The 23,865-nt window shown below is 53.7% G+C and carries 23 protein-coding genes; 5 read left to right on the top strand and 18 right to left on the bottom strand.

The annotated features are described in order from the left end of the window. Positions 1-14 precede the first annotated feature (14 nt). Together HQN87_RS26095 and HQN87_RS26090 are read right to left on the bottom strand one after the other, a co-directional pair. Positions 15-584 carry a GNAT family N-acetyltransferase gene (locus HQN87_RS26095; protein ID WP_173139269.1) on the bottom strand — a complete coding sequence of 190 codons (570 nt, stop codon included), beginning with the start codon at positions 582-584 and terminating at the stop codon, positions 15-17. A 137-nt stretch (positions 585-721) separates the two neighbouring features. Then, a complete protein-coding gene (locus HQN87_RS26090; RefSeq protein ID WP_036700151.1) occupies positions 722-1,021 on the bottom strand; it encodes a hypothetical protein in 300 nt (99 codons plus the stop codon). Between the two features lie 232 nt (positions 1,022-1,253). Between HQN87_RS26090 and HQN87_RS26085 the strand changes: the two genes are divergently transcribed. Next, a complete protein-coding gene (locus HQN87_RS26085) occupies positions 1,254-1,733 on the top strand; it encodes a GAF domain-containing protein (protein WP_246553257.1) in 480 nt (159 codons plus the stop codon). A gap of 151 nt (positions 1,734-1,884) precedes the next feature. On the opposite strand, the gene HQN87_RS26080 is transcribed toward HQN87_RS26085, so the two are convergent. The 3 genes from HQN87_RS26080 to HQN87_RS26070 all read right to left on the bottom strand — a co-directional run bounded on the left by HQN87_RS26080 (position 1,885) and on the right by HQN87_RS26070 (position 6,715). Then, positions 1,885-4,317 (bottom strand): glycogen/starch/alpha-glucan phosphorylase, encoded by a 2,433-nt coding sequence (locus tag HQN87_RS26080; RefSeq protein WP_173139267.1) that lies wholly within the window; start codon positions 4,315-4,317, stop codon positions 1,885-1,887. Between the two features lie 107 nt (positions 4,318-4,424). Further along, complete coding sequence (gene glgD, locus HQN87_RS26075; RefSeq protein ID WP_173139265.1) at positions 4,425-5,528, bottom strand: glucose-1-phosphate adenylyltransferase subunit GlgD; 1,104 nt, start codon at positions 5,526-5,528, stop codon at positions 4,425-4,427. Positions 5,529-5,551: 23 nt separating this feature from the next. Further along, on the bottom strand, positions 5,552-6,715 hold the full coding sequence (locus HQN87_RS26070; RefSeq protein WP_173139263.1) for a glucose-1-phosphate adenylyltransferase: 1,164 nt from the start codon (positions 6,713-6,715) through the stop codon (positions 5,552-5,554). A 469-nt stretch (positions 6,716-7,184) separates the two neighbouring features. Here HQN87_RS26070 and HQN87_RS26065 point away from each other — a divergent pair, with 469 nt between their 5' ends. From HQN87_RS26065 to HQN87_RS26055, 3 genes are all read left to right on the top strand, one after another. Next, positions 7,185-7,871, top strand: coding sequence for a response regulator transcription factor (locus tag HQN87_RS26065; protein WP_173139261.1), 687 nt, complete (start codon positions 7,185-7,187; stop codon positions 7,869-7,871). Further along, entirely contained in the window at positions 7,868-9,355 is a 1,488-nt protein-coding gene (locus HQN87_RS26060; RefSeq protein WP_173139259.1) for a sensor histidine kinase, read from the top strand. Before HQN87_RS26065 ends, HQN87_RS26060 begins: the two co-directional genes overlap by 4 nt. A gap of 61 nt (positions 9,356-9,416) precedes the next feature. Then, a complete protein-coding gene (locus tag HQN87_RS26055) occupies positions 9,417-9,983 on the top strand; it encodes an FAD-dependent oxidoreductase (RefSeq protein ID WP_173139257.1) in 567 nt (188 codons plus the stop codon). A gap of 479 nt (positions 9,984-10,462) precedes the next feature. Here HQN87_RS26055 and HQN87_RS26050 read toward each other — a convergent pair whose 3' ends face one another. The 9 genes from HQN87_RS26050 to HQN87_RS26010 form a co-directional block, all read right to left on the bottom strand. Further along, positions 10,463-12,610 (bottom strand): ArnT family glycosyltransferase, encoded by a 2,148-nt coding sequence (locus HQN87_RS26050; RefSeq protein ID WP_173139255.1) that lies wholly within the window; start codon positions 12,608-12,610, stop codon positions 10,463-10,465. Between the two features lie 213 nt (positions 12,611-12,823). Then, positions 12,824-13,369 (bottom strand): DUF1697 domain-containing protein, encoded by a 546-nt coding sequence (locus HQN87_RS26045; protein WP_173139253.1) that lies wholly within the window; start codon positions 13,367-13,369, stop codon positions 12,824-12,826. 30 nt (positions 13,370-13,399) lie between these two features. After that, complete coding sequence (locus tag HQN87_RS26040; protein WP_173139251.1) at positions 13,400-14,215, bottom strand: aminoglycoside phosphotransferase family protein; 816 nt, start codon at positions 14,213-14,215, stop codon at positions 13,400-13,402. An 18-nt stretch (positions 14,216-14,233) separates the two neighbouring features. After that, positions 14,234-14,530, bottom strand: a complete 297-nt coding sequence (locus tag HQN87_RS26035) for an antibiotic biosynthesis monooxygenase family protein (RefSeq protein WP_173139249.1) — start codon at positions 14,528-14,530, stop codon at positions 14,234-14,236. Positions 14,531-14,572: 42 nt separating this feature from the next. Then, positions 14,573-15,193 carry a BTB/POZ domain-containing protein gene (locus HQN87_RS26030; protein WP_173139247.1) on the bottom strand — a complete coding sequence of 207 codons (621 nt, stop codon included), beginning with the start codon at positions 15,191-15,193 and terminating at the stop codon, positions 14,573-14,575. A 142-nt stretch (positions 15,194-15,335) separates the two neighbouring features. Then, positions 15,336-16,460, bottom strand: a complete 1,125-nt coding sequence (locus HQN87_RS26025; protein WP_173139245.1) for a GerAB/ArcD/ProY family transporter — start codon at positions 16,458-16,460, stop codon at positions 15,336-15,338. A 28-nt stretch (positions 16,461-16,488) separates the two neighbouring features. After that, a complete protein-coding gene (locus tag HQN87_RS26020) occupies positions 16,489-16,692 on the bottom strand; it encodes a hypothetical protein (RefSeq protein ID WP_173139243.1) in 204 nt (67 codons plus the stop codon). Between the two features lie 2 nt (positions 16,693-16,694). Beyond that, positions 16,695-17,849 (bottom strand): Ger(x)C family spore germination protein, encoded by a 1,155-nt coding sequence (locus tag HQN87_RS26015; protein ID WP_173139241.1) that lies wholly within the window; start codon positions 17,847-17,849, stop codon positions 16,695-16,697. After that, positions 17,846-19,393 (bottom strand): spore germination protein, encoded by a 1,548-nt coding sequence (locus HQN87_RS26010; protein WP_173139239.1) that lies wholly within the window; start codon positions 19,391-19,393, stop codon positions 17,846-17,848. Before HQN87_RS26010 ends, HQN87_RS26015 begins: the two co-directional genes overlap by 4 nt. Before the next feature lie 234 nt (positions 19,394-19,627). On the opposite strand from HQN87_RS26010, the gene HQN87_RS26005 reads away from it, so the two are divergent. Further along, positions 19,628-20,014 (top strand): MGMT family protein, encoded by a 387-nt coding sequence (locus HQN87_RS26005; protein ID WP_173139237.1) that lies wholly within the window; start codon positions 19,628-19,630, stop codon positions 20,012-20,014. Here the strand turns inward: HQN87_RS26005 and HQN87_RS26000 are convergent. The 4 genes from HQN87_RS26000 to HQN87_RS25985 form a co-directional block, all read right to left on the bottom strand. Continuing rightward, positions 19,990-20,691, bottom strand: coding sequence for a DUF1361 domain-containing protein (locus HQN87_RS26000; RefSeq protein ID WP_173139235.1), 702 nt, complete (start codon positions 20,689-20,691; stop codon positions 19,990-19,992). The two genes, HQN87_RS26005 and HQN87_RS26000, sit on opposite strands and share 25 nt — an antisense overlap. A gap of 491 nt (positions 20,692-21,182) precedes the next feature. Then, a complete protein-coding gene (locus HQN87_RS25995; RefSeq protein ID WP_173139233.1) occupies positions 21,183-22,961 on the bottom strand; it encodes a SulP family inorganic anion transporter in 1,779 nt (592 codons plus the stop codon). A 106-nt stretch (positions 22,962-23,067) separates the two neighbouring features. Continuing rightward, on the bottom strand, positions 23,068-23,394 hold the full coding sequence (locus HQN87_RS25990; RefSeq protein ID WP_173139232.1) for an ArsR/SmtB family transcription factor: 327 nt from the start codon (positions 23,392-23,394) through the stop codon (positions 23,068-23,070). Positions 23,395-23,471: 77 nt separating this feature from the next. Beyond that, positions 23,472-23,852, bottom strand: a complete 381-nt coding sequence (locus HQN87_RS25985; protein ID WP_173139231.1) for a hypothetical protein — start codon at positions 23,850-23,852, stop codon at positions 23,472-23,474. Positions 23,853-23,865 lie beyond the last annotated feature (13 nt).

Genomic DNA, 23,865 nt, shown 5'->3' with positions numbered 1-23,865 from the left:
CCCATACCCTCTCTCTATGTTCTCCGTCCTGCGCCAGCCTCTCCCTGCAGCAGGGAATACATCTGTACATCCTGGTAGCCGGAAGCCGTATGCCGGTACTGCCGCAGCAGCCCCTCCTGCCGGAAGCCAAGCCCCGCGAGCAGTCTCTGCGCCCGGAGATTATCCGGGATGCAGATGGCTTCAATCCGGTTCAGCCCCATGCTCCGGAAGCCGAATTCCAGCATCAGCTCCAGCGCTTCCCGCATATATCCCCGCCGCATGACCGCCGGTGACAGCTCAAATCCGATCTCCCCCCGGTAGGCGCCCTCCAGCTGCCAGTGGTTATACCCGCAGCTCCCGATGACAACGCCATCCGGTCCGAGGATGCTCCAGCGCAGGCTTTCTTCCTCCGCGGCCCACTCTGTCAGCAGAGCAATCAGCGCTTCCGCATCCTCAACTGAAGACAGAGGCGGCCCATCCAGCCAGGGAGCCACCTCAGAATGACTCCAGATCCCCAGCAGGGCCGGCGCATCTGCGGCAGCCATTGCCCGCAGCCGTACATTTCGTCCGCTTAATTCCGGGATCACACCGCCGCATACATACATGTTTCCGACCCCTTTCACCTTTATAAGTATACACGAACTCCGCAAAAATAGCGTCTGCACCGTATGGCTTACTGCCACAGGGTCAGACGCTCCGCTTTATGCGAAATACAAGTTTTCACCCGATACCAGGTACAGACTTAGCCCGAAGCACCCGCTGCCTTAACCGGCTTAAGCACTTCAGTACACAGCACTCCAAGCTTGGCCTGAATCGCCTTGAATTCTTCAATGCCCGTTCCCGTAACACTATAGGCGTCGCCATGGGCCGTGAGGAAATTCTCCTGAGTCAGCCGTTCCAGCTCCTGTTTCACTTCGCGCTCCGCCACCCGGTATCCCAGATTCTCCAGCTCCGGCAACATTTCTGTCAGTGTCAGATCCTTCTCATGTGCACAATAAAGCATATGGATTCCAATAAACAAGTTCTGTACGTCGGCGCGCATGTTCCACTCCTTCTGGCTACTAGCCTGCTGTATTTATAAAAACATTACCCTGCCCTGCGTTCCCGGAAACATAAGCGCTGCAGGAATTCACACCTCTTCCTGTTATTCCACTATGCGGTAAAAGCTGTTAATCCTTCGTTAAATGCTTGACGTATAACGCTTCCCTGTACTATCTTGATAGTTAACAGTTATGGGATTCATACTGACTCAAGGTACAGGAAGGTGATGCTTCATGTTTCAAGCTATGCCTTATGACGGCACTCGCAGTGAACGGTTCGAGGCCGTTCTAAGCCAGCTCGGGGCACTTATGGAAGGCGAGCCGAACGCCATTGCCAACTTGGCCAACGCTTCGGCGCTCTTAAAGCTATCTCTACCGGACACCAATTGGACCGGTTTCTACTTGTATGACGGCAAAGAGCTGGTGCTTGGCCCCTTCCAGGGACTTCCGGCCTGTATCCGCATTCCGCTTGGCCGCGGCGTATGCGGAACCGCAGCCTCAGAGCGGCGCACGCTTGTCGTAGGCGATGTTCATGCCTTCCCCGGACATATTGCCTGTGATGCGGCCTCGAATAGCGAAATTGTCGTTCCGCTGGTCAAAGGAGACACCCTCTATGGCGTACTGGATATCGACAGTCCGCTTAAGCACCGCTTCGACGACGAGGAGCGCCGGTTCCTTGAACGGTTCGCAGCCATGGTCTCTGAGGTACTGTAATTCTTGCTCTATAATCAGAAGGAAGCGCTGAAGCTGAAAAAAAGCCGCCCCGCCGCAGGAATCATTCCTGCGGGCTGGAGCGGCTTCTTCACGTGTAATTACTCAGGCCGGAGCTGCAGCTGTGAAGCTGCAGCCTCTGGCTGCGCCTGCGTTACAGCCGTACCGGATTGATATGCCAGATCTCGGAGGCGTAACGGCTAATCGTATTATCGCTGGAGAATTTGCCGGAATGGCCGATATTGATCACGGACTTCTTGAGCCATTCCTTCTGATTCCGGTAAGCCAGATCAATCTTGACATGGGTCTCCACATAGCTGGCGAAATCCTTCAGCACGAAGAATTCATCATTGTTGTCAATCAGCGACTGGAAGAGCGTATCGAACTCCTGGGCATGAGAGCAGAACGGCCCGGGTGTGATTAACTGATCCAGGACTTCCTTAACACGGCCATCGCCATTATAAATATCGCGGGCGTGGTAGCCGCCGTATTGGTAGTAATCGAGCACCTGCTCTGCCCGGAGGCCGAACAGGAACATATTATTATCCCCCACCATTTCATGCATCTCCACGTTAGCCCCGTCCATGGTTCCGATGGTCAGCGCACCGTTCATCATAAACTTCATATTCCCGGTACCGGAGGCTTCCTTGCTCGCTGTAGAGATCTGCTCACTTACATCGGCTGCCGGAATAATCTTCTCCGCCAGAGATACCGAATAATTCTCCAGGAAGAAGATGCGGATCTTCCCGTTAATATCAGGGTCTTTGTTTACCACATCGGCCACTGTGTTAATCAGCTTAATGACCCGTTTGGCCAGATGATAGCTCGGCGCTGCCTTGGCACCGAAGATGAAGGTACGCGGGACTATATTAATCGAAGGATTATCTTTGATCTGATTATACAGATGCATAATATGAAGCACGTTCAGCAGCTGGCGCTTGTAGGCATGCAGGCGCTTCACCTGAACGTCGAAGATCGAATCCGGGTCTACCTGGATGCCGTGCTTACTGGTGATATACTCCGCCAGATGCAGCTTGTTGCGGCGTTTGATGGCGGCTACCTGCTCCTGGAAGGAGGCATCCTCGCTGTACTTGATCAGCCCGATCATCTCCTGGGGCTGATGCATCCAGCGGGTGCCAATGGATTCGCTGATCAGTCCGGCCAGCTCAGGATTGGCATGCTGCAGCCAGCGGCGGTGCGTGATGCCGTTGGTCTTGTTATTGAAGCGGTGCGGATACATCTCATTGAACAGGCGCATTTCACGCTTCTGCAGGATTTCCGTATGCAGCGCCGCTACGCCGTTCACACTATGGCTGGCGACAATCGCCAGATGCGCCATCCGCACCTGATCATCATGGATGATCGCCATCTGATTGATCCGGTCCTGATCGCCGGGATATTTGCTCATCAGTTCGCCGCAGAAGCGGGCATTGATCTCCTCAATAATCAGGAAGATGCGCGGAAGCAGCTCTCTGACCATGCCGATAGGCCACTTCTCCAGTGCCTCGCTCAGAATGGTATGGTTGGTATACGATACCATCCGGGTGGTCATGCTCCAGGCCTGATCCCAGCCCAGCTGATAGACATCCATCAGAATGCGCATCAGCTCTGGGATGACGAGGGTAGGGTGAGTATCATTGATATGCAGGGCCACCTTGTCCGCCAGGCTCTCAATCGGCACGCCCGTCTTGGCAAAGGTCCGTATAATACTCTGCAGACCGGCACTGCACAGGAAATATTGCTGCTTCAGCCGAAGCAGCTTGCCCTCGTACTGGGAATCATCGGGATACAAGAATTCCGAGATGGATTCCACGGACCGCTTGTATTCCAGGAACTTGTGATAATCCGTTCCGCCCAGAGAACCGAAGACTCTCGAAGGCTGGGTGATCGACTCCGCACTCCAGTTCCGCAGCGTATTCACATGTCTGCGGTCCGCACCAATGACCGGAATATCATAAGGGACCGCCCGTACGGCTTCATAGTCCTTGTGTTCAAACACAAGCTCATCGTTCTCCCAGCGGGTATCCACCTGTCCCCAGAACCGCACTTCTACCTGCTTGTCTTCGCGGCGCACTTCCCACACATTATCATTCTGCAGCCAGTAATCCGGCAGCTCGACCTGATAGCCGTCTACAATCTTCTGCTCGAACAAGCCGTATTTATAACGGATGCCGCAGCCGTGACCTGCATATTGCAGAGAAGCAAGCGAGTCCAGGAAGCAGGCGGCCAGGCGGCCCAGCCCCCCGTTGCCAAGTCCGGCATCCGCTTCTACCTCTTCGATGTCCTGCAGACAGAAGCCCAGCTCCGAGAGGCCCTCCCGAACTACTTCCAGCACACCCATATTCAGCAGGTTATTTCCGAGCAGCCTGCCGATCAGGAACTCCATGGAGAAATAATACACCTGCTTATCCTTGTCGATCTTGAACTTCTGATTGGTGGCTGCCCAGTCCTTCCCCGCACTCTCACGGATCATGTTGCCGAGAATATTATAAATATCAGCATTGGAAGCTTCCTCAAGCGGCTTGCCTAATTTCCCGATGAGTTTCTCACGGAACACTTGCTTGAAAGTCTCTTTATCGTTGAACAACGGCAGGTTCCTCCTAACAGATACTTGTATTTGTAGAAAATAGGGCCTATTACAACACTGGATCAGAAGAAATGCCCCGAAGCGGAACATTTCCCCTGATCCAGATATTATATCTTGCTGCTCTTGGCTATGACAAATGGACGCCTGCTGTCACCCACGAGTATCCGGTCTTTACTAAGATGCACATCTTTGTCCATGATGACATTCTCAATGACGGCATTCTCTTCAATGACGCATTTCTGCATAATGACAGAGTTGATAATCTTGGCACCCTTACGGACCTGCACACCGCGGAAGATTACACTATTCTCCACCGTTCCGGCGATCACACAGCCGTTGGCAACCAGCGAATTACTGACCGACGCGCTGTCCAGATAACGGGTAGGAGCTTCATATTTAATCTTGGTCTGCACCGGACTCTCCTTGAACAGGCCGAAATAATTCTCCTGCTTCAGCAGCTCCAGGCTATTCTTGTAGTAACTCTCCAGCGAGTTGATTACAGAATGATAACCCGTATATTCATAGGCGGAGATTTTGAACTTGTGGCGGTTCTTCTGAATGGCATCGCGGAAGAAATAACTCTCGCCATGGGCGATGCAATGCTCTACCTGCTCCAGGAACAGCTTCTTCTCCATGATAAAAATATCCAGATACACATTGGGATGATGCTTCTCATGGTGGATATTGGTTACCTCGTTATCATCATTCAGTTCCACGCGCAGGCACGGATCATGCTCCGGCTGAAGCTCGTCGATCTGCTTATAGACCATAGTTACATCTGCGCCCTGCTCCAGATGGTACTGATACAGATCCTGCAGATCCACCGTATTAATATGCTGGCTGCCGGAGAAGACAATATATTTGGCCGCAGCCCGCTTGAAGAAATCCAGATTGTTATGATAATGCTGCAGGTCTCCCAGGGAGGTGTCTGTAGGATCATTCCAGTCCGGCGGCAGAATGAACAGCCCGCCATGCTTCCGGTTCATATCCCACGATTTGCCGTCGCCGAGATGATCCATCAGCGAACGGTATTTGCGGCGGACGAATAGCCCTACGCTCTCCAGCTCCGCGCGCATCATGTTGGACAAGACGAAATCAATCAGCCGGTAACGGCTGGCGAAGGGGACCGCTGCCCCGCAGCGGAAATAGGTCAATTCATTTAGATTATCCAGTTCATGATCAAGATTAATTACGCCCATAAGCTCTTTCATCGGAATCCCCCGCCCTCTTGTGGTTATATGGTTTTGGCTGCTACAGCTTTGAGCTTCTTACTTCGTTTGTCGATCAGCAGAATTTCGTCCTCATTCTCCCGGTCGATGCCGATTTCCATATTATCCTCAATGACCGTGTTCTCACTGATGATCGCTTTGTGAATTCTCACGTTCTTGCCGATCTTCACCTTGGGCATAATAACAGAATCGGTGATTACACTGCCTTCGCCCACTTCCACTCCGTAGAAGAGTACCGAATGCTTCACCTCGCCGTGCACGATGCAGCCTTCATTAATGATGCAGCTGGAGACCTTCGCTCCCGGGGCAACATATTGTGCGGGCTGATTCGGATTGCGGGTGAAGATTCTCCAGCCGGTATCATTCAGATTCAGTGGAGGCGTGTCGCTTAGGAGATCCATATTCGCTTCCCACAGGCTGTCTACCGTACCCACATCTCTCCAGTAGCCTTCAAAAGGATAAGCATAGAGGGACTGTCCCTCATCCAGCATCATTGGAATAATGTCCTTGCCGAAGTCATGGGACGAGCCGGCGTTCTCCCCGTCCTCAAGCAGATGCTTGCGGAGCACATCCCATTTGAAAATATATACCCCCATAGAAGCAAGTGTGCTCTTAGGATGGGCTGGTTTCTCATCGAACTCGTAAATTTTGAGATCATCTTCCGTATTCAGTATGCCGAACCGGCTCGCTTCCTCCAGTGGAACGTCAATGACCGAGATGGTGCAGTCGGCGTTCTTGGATTTGTGATATTGCAGCATGGCATGATAATCCATCTTGTAAATATGGTCTCCCGACAGAATTAACACATGCTCCGGATCGAACTGATCCACAAACTTGAGATTACGGTAAATCGCATCCGCCGTTCCCCGGTACCAGCTGCTTCCATTCTCCCGTTCATGCGGAGGCAATACAAATACGCCGCCATCCTTGCGGTTCAGATCCCAGTCACTGCCAACTCCGATATACGAATGCAGCACCAGCGGTTCATACTGTGTCAGTACACCCACTGTGTCAATCCCCGAATTCGAGCAATTACTCAAAGGGAAGTCGATGATGCGGTAGGTTCCTCCGAAATAAACAGCGGGTTTGGCAATCGACTTAGTCAAACTTTTTAATCTTTTCCCTTGGCCTCCCGCCAATAGCATGGCTACCATCTCTTTTTTCTTCATGGAAGAGCCTCCTTGACTTATGGGTGATGAAGCATGTAATAAATAGGATGAATGATTAATGCTGTGCAGTAATTAGTGTTGTGCAGTAACAAGAAGCAGACCATAAGAAATGCCCATGACAGGAATGAATACGGGATTGAAACGGGGAGGAGAGAGACTAACGGGACAAGCTGCCGGATTTCCATTGGAGCACGCAAAACCCGGTTGGTATCCTTATTGTAAAGTGTTCGATCTCCACCGTCAAAACCCTTTATTGCCTGCCTGATAACTTTTAAATTCCAGCTATATTTCTTATTTCACAGCTTCCTATTTCCGTATAATTAGATTAACCATTATGATTAACCCTGAACGACATTTCTGAATCCAATCCTTGGCTCCAAAGTCCTATTTTCAGCAAACGTTCAACCGGCATTGTCATACTATGGACATACTGTAATCACAGAATACTGAATATGGAGGAATTTCCAAAATGAGAGCAGCACAAGGTGTCCGTCTGCTGTTGGTGGATGATGAGCCGCATATCCTTCAGTTCCTGGAGCTGGGCCTGACCCATGAAGGCTTTGAAGTACAGACTGCCCCGGATGGGGCGGGTGCCATCGCTGCGGCCGCAGCGTTCAAGCCGCATGTGGTCATTCTCGACGTCATGATGCCCGGCATGGACGGCTTCGAGGTCGTCCGCTGTCTCCGTTCAGAGGAGGCGGAGGTGGCTGTGATTATGCTGACCGCCAAGGATGAAGTGGATGACCGGGTCAAAGGCCTGTCTACCGGCGCGGATGACTATATGGTCAAGCCGTTCAGCTTCGAGGAGCTGCTGGCCCGCATTCAGGCGCGGCTGCGCAACCAGTTCCCGGGCCTGCTTGGCGAGGTTCGCTGCGGCCCCTTCCGGATTGACGGCCGCCGCAAGGAAATCCGCCATAGGGACGAGGTGCTGGAGCTGTCTCCGACGGAATATGAGCTGCTGCAATACCTGGTGATCAATCATGGTCTGGTGCTAAGCAAGCCGATGATCCTCGACAGGGTCTGGGGATATGATTTTGGCGGAGAGGAGAATATTGTGGAGGTCTATATCCGCTCCCTCCGGGAGAAGCTCGGTGACAAGGAGCACCGGATTATCCGCACCCTGCGCGGCGCGGGGTACCGGGTGGATCTGGTATGATTGCCCGGACCCGGGGACTCCCGGGCAACTTCCGGGCACCGCGCTCCCTGCGCAAACAGCTGCTTGCCGTCTCTCTGCTGATTCTCTCCGGGTTGCTTATACTGATCGGCGTACTCCAATATGTGCTCATGCGGAATTTCATATACAGCAACCGGGCAGAGGCCATGGAAACCCAGATCCGCTCGGTTCCCTATGACTTCTTCAATCTGCCAGGTGAAGTAAACGGAACAGGCAACAGACACCCGGGCGACCGCCGCCCCCTATTGCTGGACGCCCATACCACGATAGCAATCTACAGCCCGGACGGCAGCTTCAGGGACTTGCAGGAAGAGACCCTGTCGGCTTCACCGGCACCAAGAATGAGCAGCGCGGAATATATCCGCCTGCTGAAGCTCACCCCGGACAAGTCTACAGGTGACTACCGGCTGATCACCGCCGGGGATGGCCGCGAGCATCTGGCAGTCTTCATGAAGCTGGGCAGGCCTGGAGCGGCCAGAATGCTTCTGCAGATGAGTGTCGAGACCGGGCCGCTTAAGGATGTCATTCTTCGGCAGCTGCTTATCTACGGCGCATTGTCAGTAGCGGCTCTGCTGGCCGGCTTGCTCCTGTATCTGCCGGCGCTGCGCAAGACACTGATTCCCCTGTCCAATATGGGGAAGTCCGCCCAGATCATAGATGCCGGCAACCTTAATGTGCGGTTCCCTGTCGAGCAGGGCCAGCTTGAGATCGACCAGCTCTCCCAGTCCTTCAACGGAATGCTGGAGCGGCTGGAGATTTCCTTCCAGAATGAGCGTGAGGCGAAAGAGCAGATGCGCCGGTTCGCAGCCGATGCCTCTCATGAACTGAGGACGCCGCTGACCTCAATCTACGGCTTCCTGGAAGTGCTGCTCCGCGGAGCTGCCGATAACCGGGAACAATTGTACAGCGCGCTGAACAGTATGCATGGGGAAGCCAGGCGGATCAACAAGCTGGTAGAGGACCTGCTGCTGCTCGCCCGGATGGACGGTGCTCCGCAGCTCAGGGTCAAGCATGTACTGCTGGATGAGCTAATTGAAGAGATGCGGCCACAGCTGCTGGTATTGGCCGGAGAGCGTAACGTCCTCTTCGACCTTTCCGGCGGCATCCGCTGCCTTGTTGATCCTGACCAGATTAAGCAGGTCCTTCTTAATCTATTCCACAATGCGGTGCAACATACGGATGCAGAGCACGGGAGTATCCACATTTCACTTCATGTCCATGGTGAAGCAGCAGAATTGACGGTGAAGGATAACGGCTCCGGCATCTCTGCGGAGCATCTCCCCCATGTCTTCGACCGGTTCTACCGCAGCGATTCATCCCGCACACGCAAATACGGAGGTTCAGGACTCGGATTATCTATTACCCAAGCGATTGCCGAAGCGCATCAGGGGGAAATTACTGTATCCAGTCCCCCGGGTGAGGGGGCCTGCTTCAAGGTCTCGCTCCCCGTCTGCCGGATTAGCTAATGAGCCGCAGTTAACGATATAATTAAGACTTAGCCCGACTAATATTTAGGAGGTAATTATTATGTACGAAATCGCCATTATCGGTGCCGGTCCTGCCGGTGCAAGCGCTGCCCTGTTCGCTGCCAAGGCCGGCAAAAAAACTCTGCTGATCGACAACGACAAAGGCATGACCCGCCGAGGCTGGTATGAGAACTATTATGGAATCAGCGAGATCGGCGGACCGGACCTCGTCGAGACCGGACATAAGCAGGCCGTGAAATTCGGGGCGGAGCTGGTTGCCGAACAGGCAACATCACTTGTAGCAAGCGGTGATGGCTTCGTCATTGGGACAGAGAGCGGTGCTTCCTATGAGGCCAAGCATGTCGTGCTGGCTACAGGTGTCCTGACGGATCTGGCTGCCGCAGCCGGAGTAACGACCAAGGATGGCACGGAGCCAAGAATCAAGACGGTAATCGCTGCTTCGCCGGAAGGCAGAACTAACATTGACGGAATCTGGGCAGCCGGAACGGTTGCCGGATTGAGTGTCCACGCAATTATCACTGCCGGTGACGGCGCGAAGGTTGCGGTCAATATTATCAGCGAGCTGAACGGAGCGCGGTATGTCGATCACGACTTGCTGAAGGCTTAAGGTTCAATTAAAATCCAGCCGAATAAGTAGCATAATGGGCTGTCCCAAAGCCATGAAATGGCCGCTTGGGACAGCCTCTTTATTTTGGAGTAAAATCAACGTGGCACTTGGGGGGGACGCTCCGTGAACGGCCCGTTGTTCCAATCGCTGTGGTCTCCAGATTTTTTTCATTCCCCTTAGCGGTCAAAATCCGGAGACCAAGGCGACCGCTGCCGCTTTTACACAATCAGTCCGTCCTCTCCGCTGTTTAAGCGGGAAAAGTTTCTTCAAATCTTTCTAAAATCATGGTCATTAGCCTGGAACGGCTGCGATACCAGAGCCAAGCACGGGAACGGTTGCCGAGTGAAGAGGGCTATGCCTTAGCGGTACGGCGAATAACGAAGCCGGAAAGTGTATTTGGACAATTAAAGCAAGCAGCGATTCTCCGATAACGAGAATCGCTGCTTTTCTACGTGTGAAGCTTTTGAGAAATTCGAGGGTTAGTCAAGGGTCACTTCGTATAAGGTTCCGCCATTGCTGCCCGTTTGTGTCCCTTGCCAGTCTGCGGCCGGAACCTCTGTGCCATTTGCGGTGATCCATGCGGTGATTTCCGAGTTGCCTCCGCGTCCGCCGCCCATCCCGCCGCTGGTGACCAGGAAGTATTTCACTTGGCCGCTGGCCACAAGCGTCTTCAGGGTATCTGTGGTATACGGCGTATCCGACGCATTGAAGCCGTTAAGGATAACGACTTGCTCGCCTTCATCAATGATATAAGGACCCGCCGTTCCATAATCCATAGCTGCGAACAGATATTTCTCGCCGGTGTTATGCTCCTTGAGATAGGTCAGCAGATTCTCGTTCATTCCGGCCGCGCCATTTCTTCCGCCCATTCCGAAGGAACCGGAACCGAAGGAGCTGCCGCTGTCCGGGCCTGCTGCGGGTGTCATGCTGTTATTGCCGTAGGTGATCGGTGTGAATGCCCAGTAGAGCGGGCCAATCAGCAGCACCAGAAATCCTGTTACGGCTGCTGCATGTAACCAGGAAGACTTGTTCCGTACAGCCTTCAGCAACCGCAGAATCACCAGCAGGACAGAACCTGCAATACCGGCGGCCAGAATGCCCAAGGACCAGCTGCGGCCGATGGTATCGTTATAAGGATGGATGATGTACACTTCAAGCACTGTTGTAGCAAGCACTGCTGCGGGCAGCAGCCAGGACACCCAGGTTACAGGTGCCTTGTAATAGCTCCAGAGCTGCGACCAGCCTGCACCCGCCAGCGCCGCCACCGGCGGAGCCATCATAATCAGATAATACTGGTGGAAGAAGCCGGCGATGCTGAAGAACCCCATGACCGGTACCAGCCAGGCCAGCCAGAACAATGCTTCCTTATGCTGGCGGGTGAAGTTCTTCCGGCGCAGGCTGGCGAAGATCCCGATGCTGCCGAAGAGCACGAACGGCAGCAGCCAGCTGGCCTGGCTGGACAGCTCCGTCTGGAACAGCCGCAGCGGACCGGCGGTGCCTGTGTTGAACATGCCGCCACCCCGTCCGGGCTGGCCGCCGCCGAATTCTCGACCTCCTCCGCCGAAGCCGTCTCCGGCCTCTTGATCCTGCATCCTGCCATTCTGGCCGCCCGGAACCATTCCCCGCTCTCCGTCACCCAGGCCCGGTGCAGCTCCGCCGTTGCCCCGGACCTGATCATCTCCGGCTGCGGCATCCCGGTTCTGCTCCTGTCCGCCTGTCTCCCCTGCCCTGTCCGTTCCATCCATTGCCGGGAATTCGCCGCTGAATCCGGGCATTTCGCCGTTCATCTGCGGCATTCCACCACCGCCGCCGAAGCCACCACTCCCGCCCATACTGCGGTCTCCGGTCAGACGGGATACACCGTTATAGCCAAATGCCAGATGAAGTACAGAATTGGTGCCGCTGCTGCCAATAAAGGGCCGCTTATCCGCAGGGATGGAGTCCACAATTACTGCCCAGGAGAGAGATACTGCCAGCAGCACAGCAGTGCAGGCGGCAAGCGTCCCGGTCTTCTTTTTCCAGTTCACCTTGGCTGCCAGGAGATAGAAGAGGTAGAATGCCGGAAGGACCATATAGGCCTGCAGCATCTTCTCATTGAAGGCTACACCGATCAGCCCGAATGCAGCCAGTAAGCTGCCCATCCGGTGGCTTCTGGTCCCCCTGAAGAGAAACCATGTAGCCAGCAGCAGAGTGAATACCAGCAGCGCGTCAATATTGTTCGTGCGGCTTACCGCCGCTGCTACCGGAGTAGCCGCCATAACCAGCGCCGCGAGCCGTGCCGCTGCCTTGCCGAATGCAGGCTTCACCAGCAGATAGACTAGTAACACCGAGCCTACACCGCCCAGTACCTGCGGAAGAATGACGCTCCAGCCATGCAGGCCGAAGATTAGCGCGCTTAAGCTCTGCAGCCAGAAGGTTACCGGCGGCTTATCCACCGTTACGGACCCTGCCGAATCCAGAGATACGAAGAAAAAGTTATGGAAGCTCTGCAGCATACTCCCCACTGCGGTTGTATAGTAGGTATTGGCATATTGTTCATTCCAGATCCCATAGCCGTATAGAACGGCTGCCAGCAGCAGAATCATCAGCAGTACAACATCGGTACCCGGCCTTTTCAGTAATTTCATGGATTGATTCACTCCGATTCATTCATTTCTTAGGTGTATTATGGCATCCGTACCTTAACTCATAATGAAAACCCGCTGAATGTTTGCTGAATCATACAGGCCGTGCCGGACATGCCAAATACCCCCGCCAGGCAGTCATACCGCTGAAGCGGCATGCTGCCCGGACGGGGGCGGTGGCAGGGATTAGAAGTTAGAAGAAGGAGGCTGATTCCTTCACGGCTTGCGGGCCAAGGCCACTACTTTGTTCAGTGTGTTCCAGTTGCGTACGGTAATAGTGACGCCCAGCAGCTTGTCGAGCTGCACCTTGAACAGCGGCGATTCGCTTACACTCACCTCATAGCAGGTGTACAATTCCTTGCCGATTACCCGCACCTTATCGGGTCCATCCTCATAGGGACGAACCTTCTCCAGCGCTTCAGGTGCAGGCTCCGCTGCCAGGAACGAAACATACAGACGCTTGAAGGCCTCCGGCTCCGTCAGCGGGAACGGATTGCCCGTAATGACTGCCTCCAGTTCCTCCAGGGAACGGATGATAACAGCAACCTCGAAGCCGAAGGTCTGCTGAATACTTTGGCTGATCGTCCCGGCAAGCTGCGGGGCAGAAGTGGCTTCACTCTCAAATACAACGTTACCGCTCTGAATATAGGTCCGCACGTTCTCATATTGGAGAGAGGTGAACATCGCCTTCAATTCCTGCATCTTAATAATCTTGTTGCCGCCGACATTAATGCCGCGCAGCAATGCAATATATGTACTCATCCTCTGCACACCTGCCTTCTCTATGAAATACTATTGTTCGCGGGGCAAAGCTCTCAGACGTTTGCGGATCTCCCGGACCAGCAGCTCCTTCTCGGGTATGGACAGCCCCTCCACCAGCCGCGCGGCCGCCACGGGAAGAATCCACGGCTCGATATCTGCACGGGTCAAGCCCGAGCACTTCAGGTACTTGCGGATATACTGCGCCGTCATCCGTTGTCTGGCGAACCCTATGAACGCTTTAGTGAACAGAGAAGCCCGCTCAGGCATGGCCCCGATACGGAACATGATGACAGACCGTGCCACATCCGCCGCAGGGTTGCCGGTGACCGCAGTCATCCAGTCAATCACCCACAGCTTGTCATCCATCAGAATATTGTCCGGATGGAAATCCCCATGACACAGCTTCTTCCCGTCCGGCAGCCGCGCAAGATGGGACAGAATCTGCGATTTCTCTCCGGTCTCAAGCATAGGTGCAGCAATAATATTATGCTCCAGCCGCTGCTTCTGTTCTCCTGCTTCTCCCACGCCTTCAAGCTGATGCAAGCTGTAGTGAAGAGCCGCCATCTGCCTGAGGCAGCTCAGAATCAGCCACGGCTTCCCGTCCATCAGCTTAAGCAGCGAAGGGCCCGGAATCTGCTGATAGACGATACCGTGCCGCTCCCCCTCCATCACCCGTTCATGGGGCTGCGGGGTATTCACTCCCTGTGCATGGACCAGTCTGCTGATACGGTATTCCAAGTCCACATGCGATTCTGGAACCTCATCCTTGTACAGCTTAAGAATGGTTCCCTCTGCGTACTCCAGAACTTCCGCCGTTCTGCCTTCACCAATCACTTTCCCCTGCATACAAGCCCTCCTTCCCGCCTAACTCAGACTGATCTGCGAGTAATGCTCAACTACCGGAAATGGACTGTAATAATGATGCAGCAGTGCCTTCCATTCCTGATACTGGGCAGATTCCCTGAAACCCACCGTATGATCCTCGAGGCTGCGCCATCTGACAATCAGCAGATATTTGTGGTCATCCTCCAGACAATGCTGCAGCTCATGGCCCAAATAGCCGTCTATCGAAGCAATCAGCGGGGAGGCCTCCCTGAAGCTCTGTTCGAACTGCCGGGTCTGTCCAGCCTTCACCTGTAGCATTGCCGCTTCTGTAATCATATTGTCCATCTCCCCTTCTTATTTATAGACCTCGTACCTGTCCTACAGTGAATCACGGAAAAACTCGTGATAGAAATTAATAATAACCAGCAGTACCGCCAGCGATTCATTGACACTTTCTACTTCCAGAGAGTGGTTGGCGTCGTCAATCCGGTAGACCCGCACCTGATTCAGCCCGCTCAGCTCGGCGGAATGCTGCCCGGTGAACATCGGGTCACTCCCGCCATAAATTACACTGCCCCGGCTCTGCCTGATGAACGGGATGCTCTCAGCCACCGGTGTGAGGAACAGATGGGAGACCTTCTCCCCCATCCCCGGTTCTGCTGCCACTTTACCGGCAACGATGGTCCCCATACTCTTGCTGATGAACAGCAGCTGCTCATATTCGGGTAGTGAAGCAAGTGCCACCTTACATTCTTCGGCAACAATATCAATCTCCTCGCGCTTGAAGGGCACCCTTGCAGTCTGGTAGCCATATTCCAGCAGCAGCAGGTCACAGCCGTATTCCCTGGCCAGCTTGCCCGCATACTCCAGCAGCGGCCGCTCGGCGGAATAATTCTGTCCCGGAAATACCACCGCCAATACCTTGGAGCCTTGCGAGACAAGCTTATGTCTGACCTCCCTGCCCCAGTGTGAGGACATTACAATGCTGGATACACTCATCTGTCTTCACGCCTTTCATAACCTATTCTATGAGATTCTCTCTGTCTCTCATTATAGCTAACTTGGGCATAGGACGAAACCAAACAACCCCGCAATGCAGGGCGGCGGCAGCAGTACTTATAAATACTTGTAAGAGGTACATTCACTCCGGTTGCTGCTTTTGCCCCTGGAGGCTCCCCTGCCTGCCACCCTTTCTGCGGGTGAGCAGCTCTGCGGTAAGCCACAGAAGCACGGGAATGAACACCTGGAACGGGAGTGCATACACCTTATAGATATGATAGGCGAAAGACTGCATTTCCATAATATCGGCGTAGATGAAATCGGATAGATACACCATGATGAGCCCCATCTGGAGGACCACGGACCTGTAGCTTTTAAGCTTGAATACTTTGCTCACTCCATTGGAGGTCACGTACAGGCACAAGCTGGCTTTAATGAATAGCGCCGTGACAAATACGATGGCGGCCGAGCCTTCAATCCGGGTCAAGAAATCACCGATATTAATCCGGCTCACCGCCACATACGAAGGGAAATACAGGCTGGAAAGAATGTCCGGACCGAGCACCAGCAGGTTGCGCAGCGTAATCATGATAATGATCAACCCGGCAATCAGCGTACCGCCAATCAGCACCCTTCTGGCCGAGCCTTTGGCAGGCATTGCCCCGAAGGCACCCAGGAAGATCACAATCTCGGCGAAGGGAAAGGTAAAGGAGCCTGCTGTATCAGCAAATACAAGCCCCCAGCCGGTCTCCAGCATCGGCTTCATATGATGATATTCGAACTTGGGCACAGAGAGCAGTTGAATGAAGACGATCACAATGAAGGAGAACAGCAGCAGGAACTTTGCGCTTCTCCCAATCACCTCTATCCCGGCATTGACCACCCAGATGCAGAGCAAGCCAATTACAAGCATAGGGGCCAGCATCGGGGTGGAGGTTAACGCCACCGTCTTGCTGAACTCCCCGAAATTGCACAGCACCAGCGCGCCCAGATGTAAAGCATACCAGATATACAGACAGGAGAGCATCCGCCCGAAGACTGAACCGAATACAGAGATCAGCATATCGTACAGATCCTTCCCCGGGAACAGCACATGAAGTCTCGCATAGATCAGTACGAGCGGGACGGCCAGTAATATCGCCAAAAGCTGGGCAATCCAGCTCCCGTTGCCGGACTGGCTCGATGTCCCCATGAACAGGGAGCTGCCGCTGATAAATAATACTACTATGCTGATGGATTGCCCCGCCGGTATAATCTCTTTGCTCATGCTGACTATCCTCCTTCAGGAGTGCGCTCTAGTATAACCGTTTCACCCAATCGACAATCAGCGGGGTCGGACTGGGAATCTCCCAATGCATCGCCAGCGCGAAGGCCAGGGAGAAGGAGATCAGATATAAGGCGGAGCAGACCAGGAAATCCCGCTTCATTCTTTTTTTCAGCAGACCATAGGGATCAAGTACCGCCACGAAAACGTAGATGATAATAACGTAAATGACCATGATCAATCCCCCGGTCTGATGGCCCGCGATGTCTTTGCGCTGCTCTGTATAATCACCTTGGAGCTGACAGTCACATCCAGATCGGCGAACGTATCCAGCCAGTGATCCTTAACCTTAGCCCACACCTTGGGCTGCTCCTCGAATACCATCTCGCCAAAGCCAAAAACATCGGCATCATATTCCCGCTGCAGCTTGTGAATGACTGCCAGAATATCAGTCTGCAGCCGTTCCCCCGCTCTTTGTTCAATATCCTGAATACTTTCGCCCTCGCCGAATCCCTGAGGGGTCATTACTTCATCAAGCCCCGTCTTGGTGACGGTATGAATCTGCATCTGAAGTCTGCCGTCCACGATTCTTGGCTTCACCTTGGTCTGATTGGAGATAATCTCCAGAGAGTATGCCGGGTTCCCTTGTTTATCGTCCATATCCAGGACACCTCCTTTTATTTTATTTTTGACAAACAGCATACTTTTGCTCTCATCGCCATTCAGACTGCCTACCATGCGGTCCTTCTTGAATATGGCGGTACCCGTAACCCGCTCGTTCTGCTTGTTGTTCTCCTCGTGAATACTTATCATCGGTGCAGTTGCATTATTTCCCTTCGTTTCCAGCTTGTCGATAAAATCCCATATTTCCACCGCCGGCGCCGTGCTGATGAACTTCTCATCCCGCATCATTTGGGCCAATTCAAACGACATGATCGTTTCCGTGGTACTGTTCAGGTTCAGCACCTCGCGTGCGGTCTTCTCCCCGGACACGAATATGAATACATCCGACCTGGTCTCCGTATCTCTGCTGTACCAGTCAATCGCTTTAATCAGACCTTCCCTGGCCACCTCGCGGCTCAAAATAATAGACTTGGCATGGCTCCAGAACAGCTTCTTTCCGGTTATAGAGATAATATTGCGCACGATTTCAAACATCGTATCTCCACTGAGGCTGATCATCTTGAAGCCTGCCTGTGTTTTGTCCATTCCCCCGTTGGTATCGACCAGTTCTACCGTAAGCAGCAGCTTGCCGTCCGCCTCATTCTTGTCTATGGCCACTCCGGCTACAATAGCCATATCATCCACCTCGGTGTAATTCCAGCAGCCAGAGAGGTTCAGCAGCAGCAGCAGGGAGAGCAGAGAAGCCATCCCCCTGCGCAGAAGCCTCATGACCGTTTGGCCGTCTTCTTGGACGGCTTCCGTCTCATATTGCGCGCTCCGATGATGGCAGGGCGCAGATACATATCCCACCAGGGTGCACGGATTGCGGTATCCTTAATATCCTGCGGCCGGATCGAACCTACCCCGAGCATGTAAGAGACACCGAAGGAGCGCAGGCTCATCAGGTGAATGACCAGACCCAGCAGGCCGAAGAAATACCCGTAGATACCCAGGAAAAAGGTGATAAACAGCAGCGCCAGTCTTACGATAATCAGCGGCCCGGTTAATCTGGGGTTCAGCAGCGTCGTAATTCCTGTCAGCCCGACCACGATAACCATCGGCGCGCTGACAATCCGGGCATCCACGGCAGCCTGGCCCAGCACCAGCGCCCCGACGATGCTGACGGCCTGGCCAATGGAGGTCGGTATCCGCGCCCCTGCCTCCCGCAGCACCTCGAAGATGGTCAGCATGATCAGCGCCTCGACTATTGTTGGAAACGGAACGGATTGCCGGGCGGTAGCTATACTCAGCAGCAGTAAGGTGGGGACCATCTCCTGGGAATACGTAACGAGCGCGACATACCCGGCTGGAATGCTGATTGACATGAACGCGCCAAGGACCCGCAGCAGCCGGTTAAAAGAAGCGAAATAATAATTGATATAATAGTCCTCACTGGCCTGGAAATTCTCCACAAACACATACGGCAGGGTCAAAACAAACGGGGTGCCCTCAATCAGCAGCCCGATTCTACCCTCCATCATTTTGCTGACCAGGGAATCCGGCCGCTCTGTACTTCCTATCATCTCGAACGGCGAATAGGGTTCGTCGCGGATGAGTTCAGCCAGATACCCCGTATCGAGGATGTGGTCAATCTCCACACGCGCAAGCCGGTCATACAGCTCCTTAAGAATGTCGGGCGAGGCCAGACTCTCCATATAACAGATACAGGTCTGTGTCTTGCTGCGTGTTCCAATCTCCGTGAATACAAACTTCAAGTCGGAATTCCGCACCTTGCGGCGGATCAGGGTCAGGTTCACCAGCAACGATTCGGTGAAGCCTTCTCTGGGGCCCCGGACCGCTTTTTCCGTTGTAGGCTCTTCTATGGCCCGTATTTCCCATCCCTGGGCGCCAATGATCAACGCTCCGGCATAGCCATCGAGCAAGAACACCGTCTTCCCGCTAACGACAGCTCCGACCAGTTCGTCCAGCTCCACAGAAGCCATAATATCAGCGATACTAATGACTTCCATCCGCAGGGTCTCCATCAGACCTGCCGGGTCCACGTTGTCTTCTTCAGTGCATTCATAGGCCATTACCGGCTTAACAATTCCATTCTGAATAAGATTCCGATCCACCATTCCATCCACATAAATCAAGCCGCTGCGGACAGGGACGCCTTGGTTATTCTCAATAATCCGGACTCTCAGCGTGCCGTCATTATTAAAAATCCGCTTGAACTGTACTACCGTCTCATCCAGTGATAGGCTCAGCGGTTGATTCGCTGACAGGTTACCAGCAGATTCATTGTTCCGTACAGTCTCTTTATTTTTCACAGACGTCCCTCCTGTCGCATGTCTATTGCTCTGATTATCCCCCGTCTCTCTCACTCCTATTCGCCCGCAAGAAGAAACAGCAAATAGCCCCGCTCTGCAAGAAAGGGGCTGGCTGAGGACAAACTTCATATGATCAGGGCTAGCGGCGGCTCCTTGCCGCAGCAGCTTTATGGTATGGTTAGTACATTAAGCAGCGGATAGTTCTGTTCTGTTACAGACAAAGGAGACCGTACGATGACACCATTCACCCGCAAAGTTATCCTCATTATTCAGTCGATCCCTGAAGGCTCGGTCATGACCTACGGCGGAGTAGCCCGTGCTGCCGGAAGCCCCCGGGCCGCCCGGCAGGTTGTGCGCATTCTGCACTCCATGAGCAGAAAGTACAGACTGCCGTGGCACAGGGTCATCAATGCCAAAGGAATGATCTCGCTGACCGAAGACGAGTCCGCCTCCCTCCAGCAGTTGTACTTAGCGGGAGAAGGAGTGGTCTTCGACGAACGGGGCATGGTTGACCTGGAGCGTTATCAGTATGTCCCTGGTCCCGAGCTGGAGCTGGAATCAGAGCTTACGGGTGACTTCGGCGCCGGGGCGGAAGATCATCTTCTGCCGCCCTTGGAATAACCCCGGCGGTCCCCGCCCGCCAGCCCGTTCAGCAGGCAATACATAGTAGCATAGATCACCAGCAGTACAAAAGCGACGAACAGGCTGAAGAACACCGACTTCCTGTTGAGGCTGTCCATGACCAGCCGGTACAGCTGATGGCGGTCTGTCAGCACATCCCAGCTGTTCAGCCGGTAGACTCTGCCGAGCAGTACACCATAACCGCCCATCACACAGGCGAACAGAACGAAGACCCAGGAGAGCAGCATATTGCTTTTGCGGTAAATGACATGCTGGAACTGATACAGCGAGAAGAATCCGGTCAGCCAGCCGCTCCAGGTAAATAAGAGCAGGGTGGTCAGATCATACCAGTACCGGCTCTGGATTGCTCCGTCGACGATATATTTGCTTTTGCGTACCGTCAGATGCACCAGGTCGGTCATAATATAAGGCGCATTCGGAAAAAACAGCAGCCAGGCTATACCCAGCGGCAGAATCAGCAGACCGCCAATCTTCCGCTTATCCAGCTCATGCGCCAGCATCGAGAAGAAGAACGGCACCCAGGCCAAAAACAGATTCCAGAGCAGAAAAGCATAATACGTATCCGTCCGAATGGATACTACCTGATACACTGCGATTGTTGCCGCCGACATTCCGGCCAAAAGGATGAAGACCTTAGTATAATTCAGTTCCTTCATGAAGGGATAATCTCCTTGCCTTGATATAGTTCAGCTATATCAATTGTACAAATATGGGGCGGTATAGTCCAATGTTGTGTCGGCCGGAGCTCTCCGCTCAGGAATATGGTCAGATTAAAACTAGTGAAAACCACATCGGGCCATGGCTTGCTGCGGTGGGTTTCTAATGACCCGATGATGGGGGTTGCGGCAGGCTTAATTGTACTTCGTACAACTAAAATGTCTGATTCCCAACCAATTATTCAATTAGATGTATTTCGTACATCTATAATTCCATTTTCTTCCTGTTCTCACTCCTTCGGCCTGATTTAGTTGTACAGACTACAGGTATACGATGCTCGTATGCCTTTTCGATGTTTTTAAGTGTACATACTACAATTATTGCTGATCTTAAACCGAAACAAAGAGCTGTCCCAAGCAGCCATTTCATGGCGTTTGGGACAGCTCTTTGTCTTAGATGGTCATTCACCTGCATCATCGGATTACGCCGGTTATACCCCGCCGCTCAGCTTCCCGGTCACCGCCGGGGTACGCCCCTTGAAGGCTGCGCTGCGCGGTGACGATTCCTCCAGCGCCGAGAAGGCGCTGCATTCTCTGAAGGCCGCATGTTCGCAGCCCCGGCACCGGTTGTAATCCACACTTCCCAGCGCTTCATTGATCGCTCCGCCGGTATGATCATAGAACTGTGCCGCACCGATCCGGTCGTACAGCCCTGTCTTCTTCAGCAGCTCCAGCGGCTGGCTCTGGATGCCCGAGATCATCAATCTCCCGGCATCCGCCTGCAACTGCTTCACCAGCGCAGCCAGATTGGCTTCGCCCGTGGTATCCATCAGCGGCACCTTGCCCATGCGCAGCAGGATGAGCTTAGGCTGATCCGGGCCAAGCTCCGGCATGGTATCGTCGAAGCGGTAAGCGGCTCCGAAGAACAGCGGCCCCTCCACATTATAGATTCCGATCTGCGGACAATCATGGCTTTCTGTTACCATATGAGCCTCAACCTTGACGGAAGACGGGTCCGGCAGCACCTTGGAGATTCGATGCACTTCTCCCATCCGCTTCACGAAGAGGACAACGGCAAGGACCAGCCCCACCTCCACGGCCAGTGTCAGATCGGCAAATACGGTCAGCAGGAAGGTGGTCGCCAGCACCAGTGAATCCCCGGTCTTCAGCTTAAGCAGGTGGAGGAATTCCTTGCGTTCACTCATATTCCAGGCGACGACCATCAGAATCGGCGCCATCGCTGCCAGCGGAATGCTGGAAGCATACGGGGCAAACAGCAGCAGAATCAGGAACACCACTACGCCGTGAATGACACCGGAGAGCGGAGAGGCTGCGCCGCTGCGGATGTTGGTAGCTGTTCTGGCAATCGCACCGGTAGCCGGTATTCCGCCGAACAGCGGGGCGGCAATGTTAGCAACACCCTGGCCGATCAGCTCGCGGTTGCTGTCATGGCGGTCGCCCGACATGCCGTCCGCCACTACTGCGGAGAGCAGCGACTCAATGGCCCCCAGCATGGCAATGATAAACGCGGGGCGGATCAGCAGCTTGATCTTCTCCCAGGTAATCAGCGGAAAGTGAAAGCTCGGGAGTGTATTCGGGATATCCCCGTAAGCAGAGCCGATAGTGGTCACCTTGCCGCTGAAGAACAGGGCAGCGATGAGCGTGGCGCACAGAAGTCCGATCAGGGAACCCGGTACCTTAGGAGCAAACCTCATGCCCAGCACCACTACGGCCAGACAGACCGCCGCAGTCAGAATACTGTACAGGTTGATTGTCGAGAGATGCGCACCGATCTCTTTCATATTGTCCACAAAGCTCTCATGCCGCTCCATATCCCTCAGGCCGAGAAAGTTCGCAATCTGCCCGCTAAAAATAATAACGGCGATCCCGGCCGTGAAGCCGATCGTCACCGGCTTCGGGATGAACCGGATCAGAACTCCCAGCCGCAGAACGCCCATCACGACAAGAATCACCCCGGCCATCATTCCGGCAATCAGCAGATTCTCGTAGCCGTACTGCATGGCAATGCCGAATAAAATAGGAATAAACGCACCCGTAGGCCCGCCGATCTGAAATCTTGAACCTCCGAAAAGGGAAATCAGAATACCGGCTACAATGGTTGTATAAATTCCGTATTCCGGCTTCACACCGGAAGCAATAGCAAATGCCATCCCCAAGGGGATGGCAATCACGCCGACGATTGTCCCTGAAATGATATCCTTGCGCAGCGAAGCAATGTTGTAGCCTTTGAAACGGCCCCAGCCTGTCATTTTCTAACCTTCTTTTCTCTAAATATCTGATTATTTGAATATATAACCCACATTACTCCTGCCCGCCGCTCTTGTCAACGGGGTAATCCGCCCCCGGAAGCCGGGGTTATTCGCTGCGGATGCCTTCAAGCAAAGAGATGGTGCTCACCAGATGATTGTCGAAGATCTGTCTCGCCACAGCCAGAAGATCCTTGATCAGAGGATCACGGAGCGCATAGATGACGGTGGTGCCTTCCTTGACGCTGGTGACCACATTCTTGGCCCGGAGCACGGCAAGCTGCTGGGATACCGCAGAGCCTTCCGAACCCAGGATGGCCTGCATCTCGTTCACATTCTTCTCGCCCTCGCTTAGTAGCTCCAGAATACGAATCCGCATCGGATGAGCCAGCGCCTTGAAGAATTCTGTCTTGAATTGTTGAATATCGCTGTTCATTGAACTTCTGCTCCTTATGCTGAACTTGCCAATCTATATTAGTGTAGCTCATTTGCCGGAAGGTGGCTACGCCGCCCTTACAGATTTACCGGATACAGCCTGATTTCCCGGGTCCTTATCTCGACATAACTGCCCAGTGCCATCGGCTCGCCGAGACATTCGAGCATAATCAGATCCCGGCCAAGCCGCAGATAACCGGTTCCGTCTTCCTCTATATTCTCCAGGATACCCGTCAGTACGACCGTATTCCCCTCAATCCGCATCTCACAGGCAGTGCTGCCTGAAGGCACTATATCCACCCAGCGCATGAAGAGCTGGGGCAGCTCGAATTCAGCCTCCCGCACCTCTCCCGGTTGAACGGCAGGGCCGCACCAGACGGCTCTGGCTTCCCCCAATTCCGCTGCCGTAAATATGATCTCGTCCTTCCGCAGACCTTTTTCAAGAATGTGTATGTTCATCTTCATTGGCTCC

Origin of the sequence: Paenibacillus tritici, assembly GCF_013204885.1 — a bacterium.
GTDB lineage: Bacteria > Bacillota > Bacilli > Paenibacillales > Paenibacillaceae > Paenibacillus_AQ > Paenibacillus_AQ tritici.
Note: the sequence above shows the minus strand (reverse complement) of the source record. Positions and strands in the feature narration are given on the sequence as shown.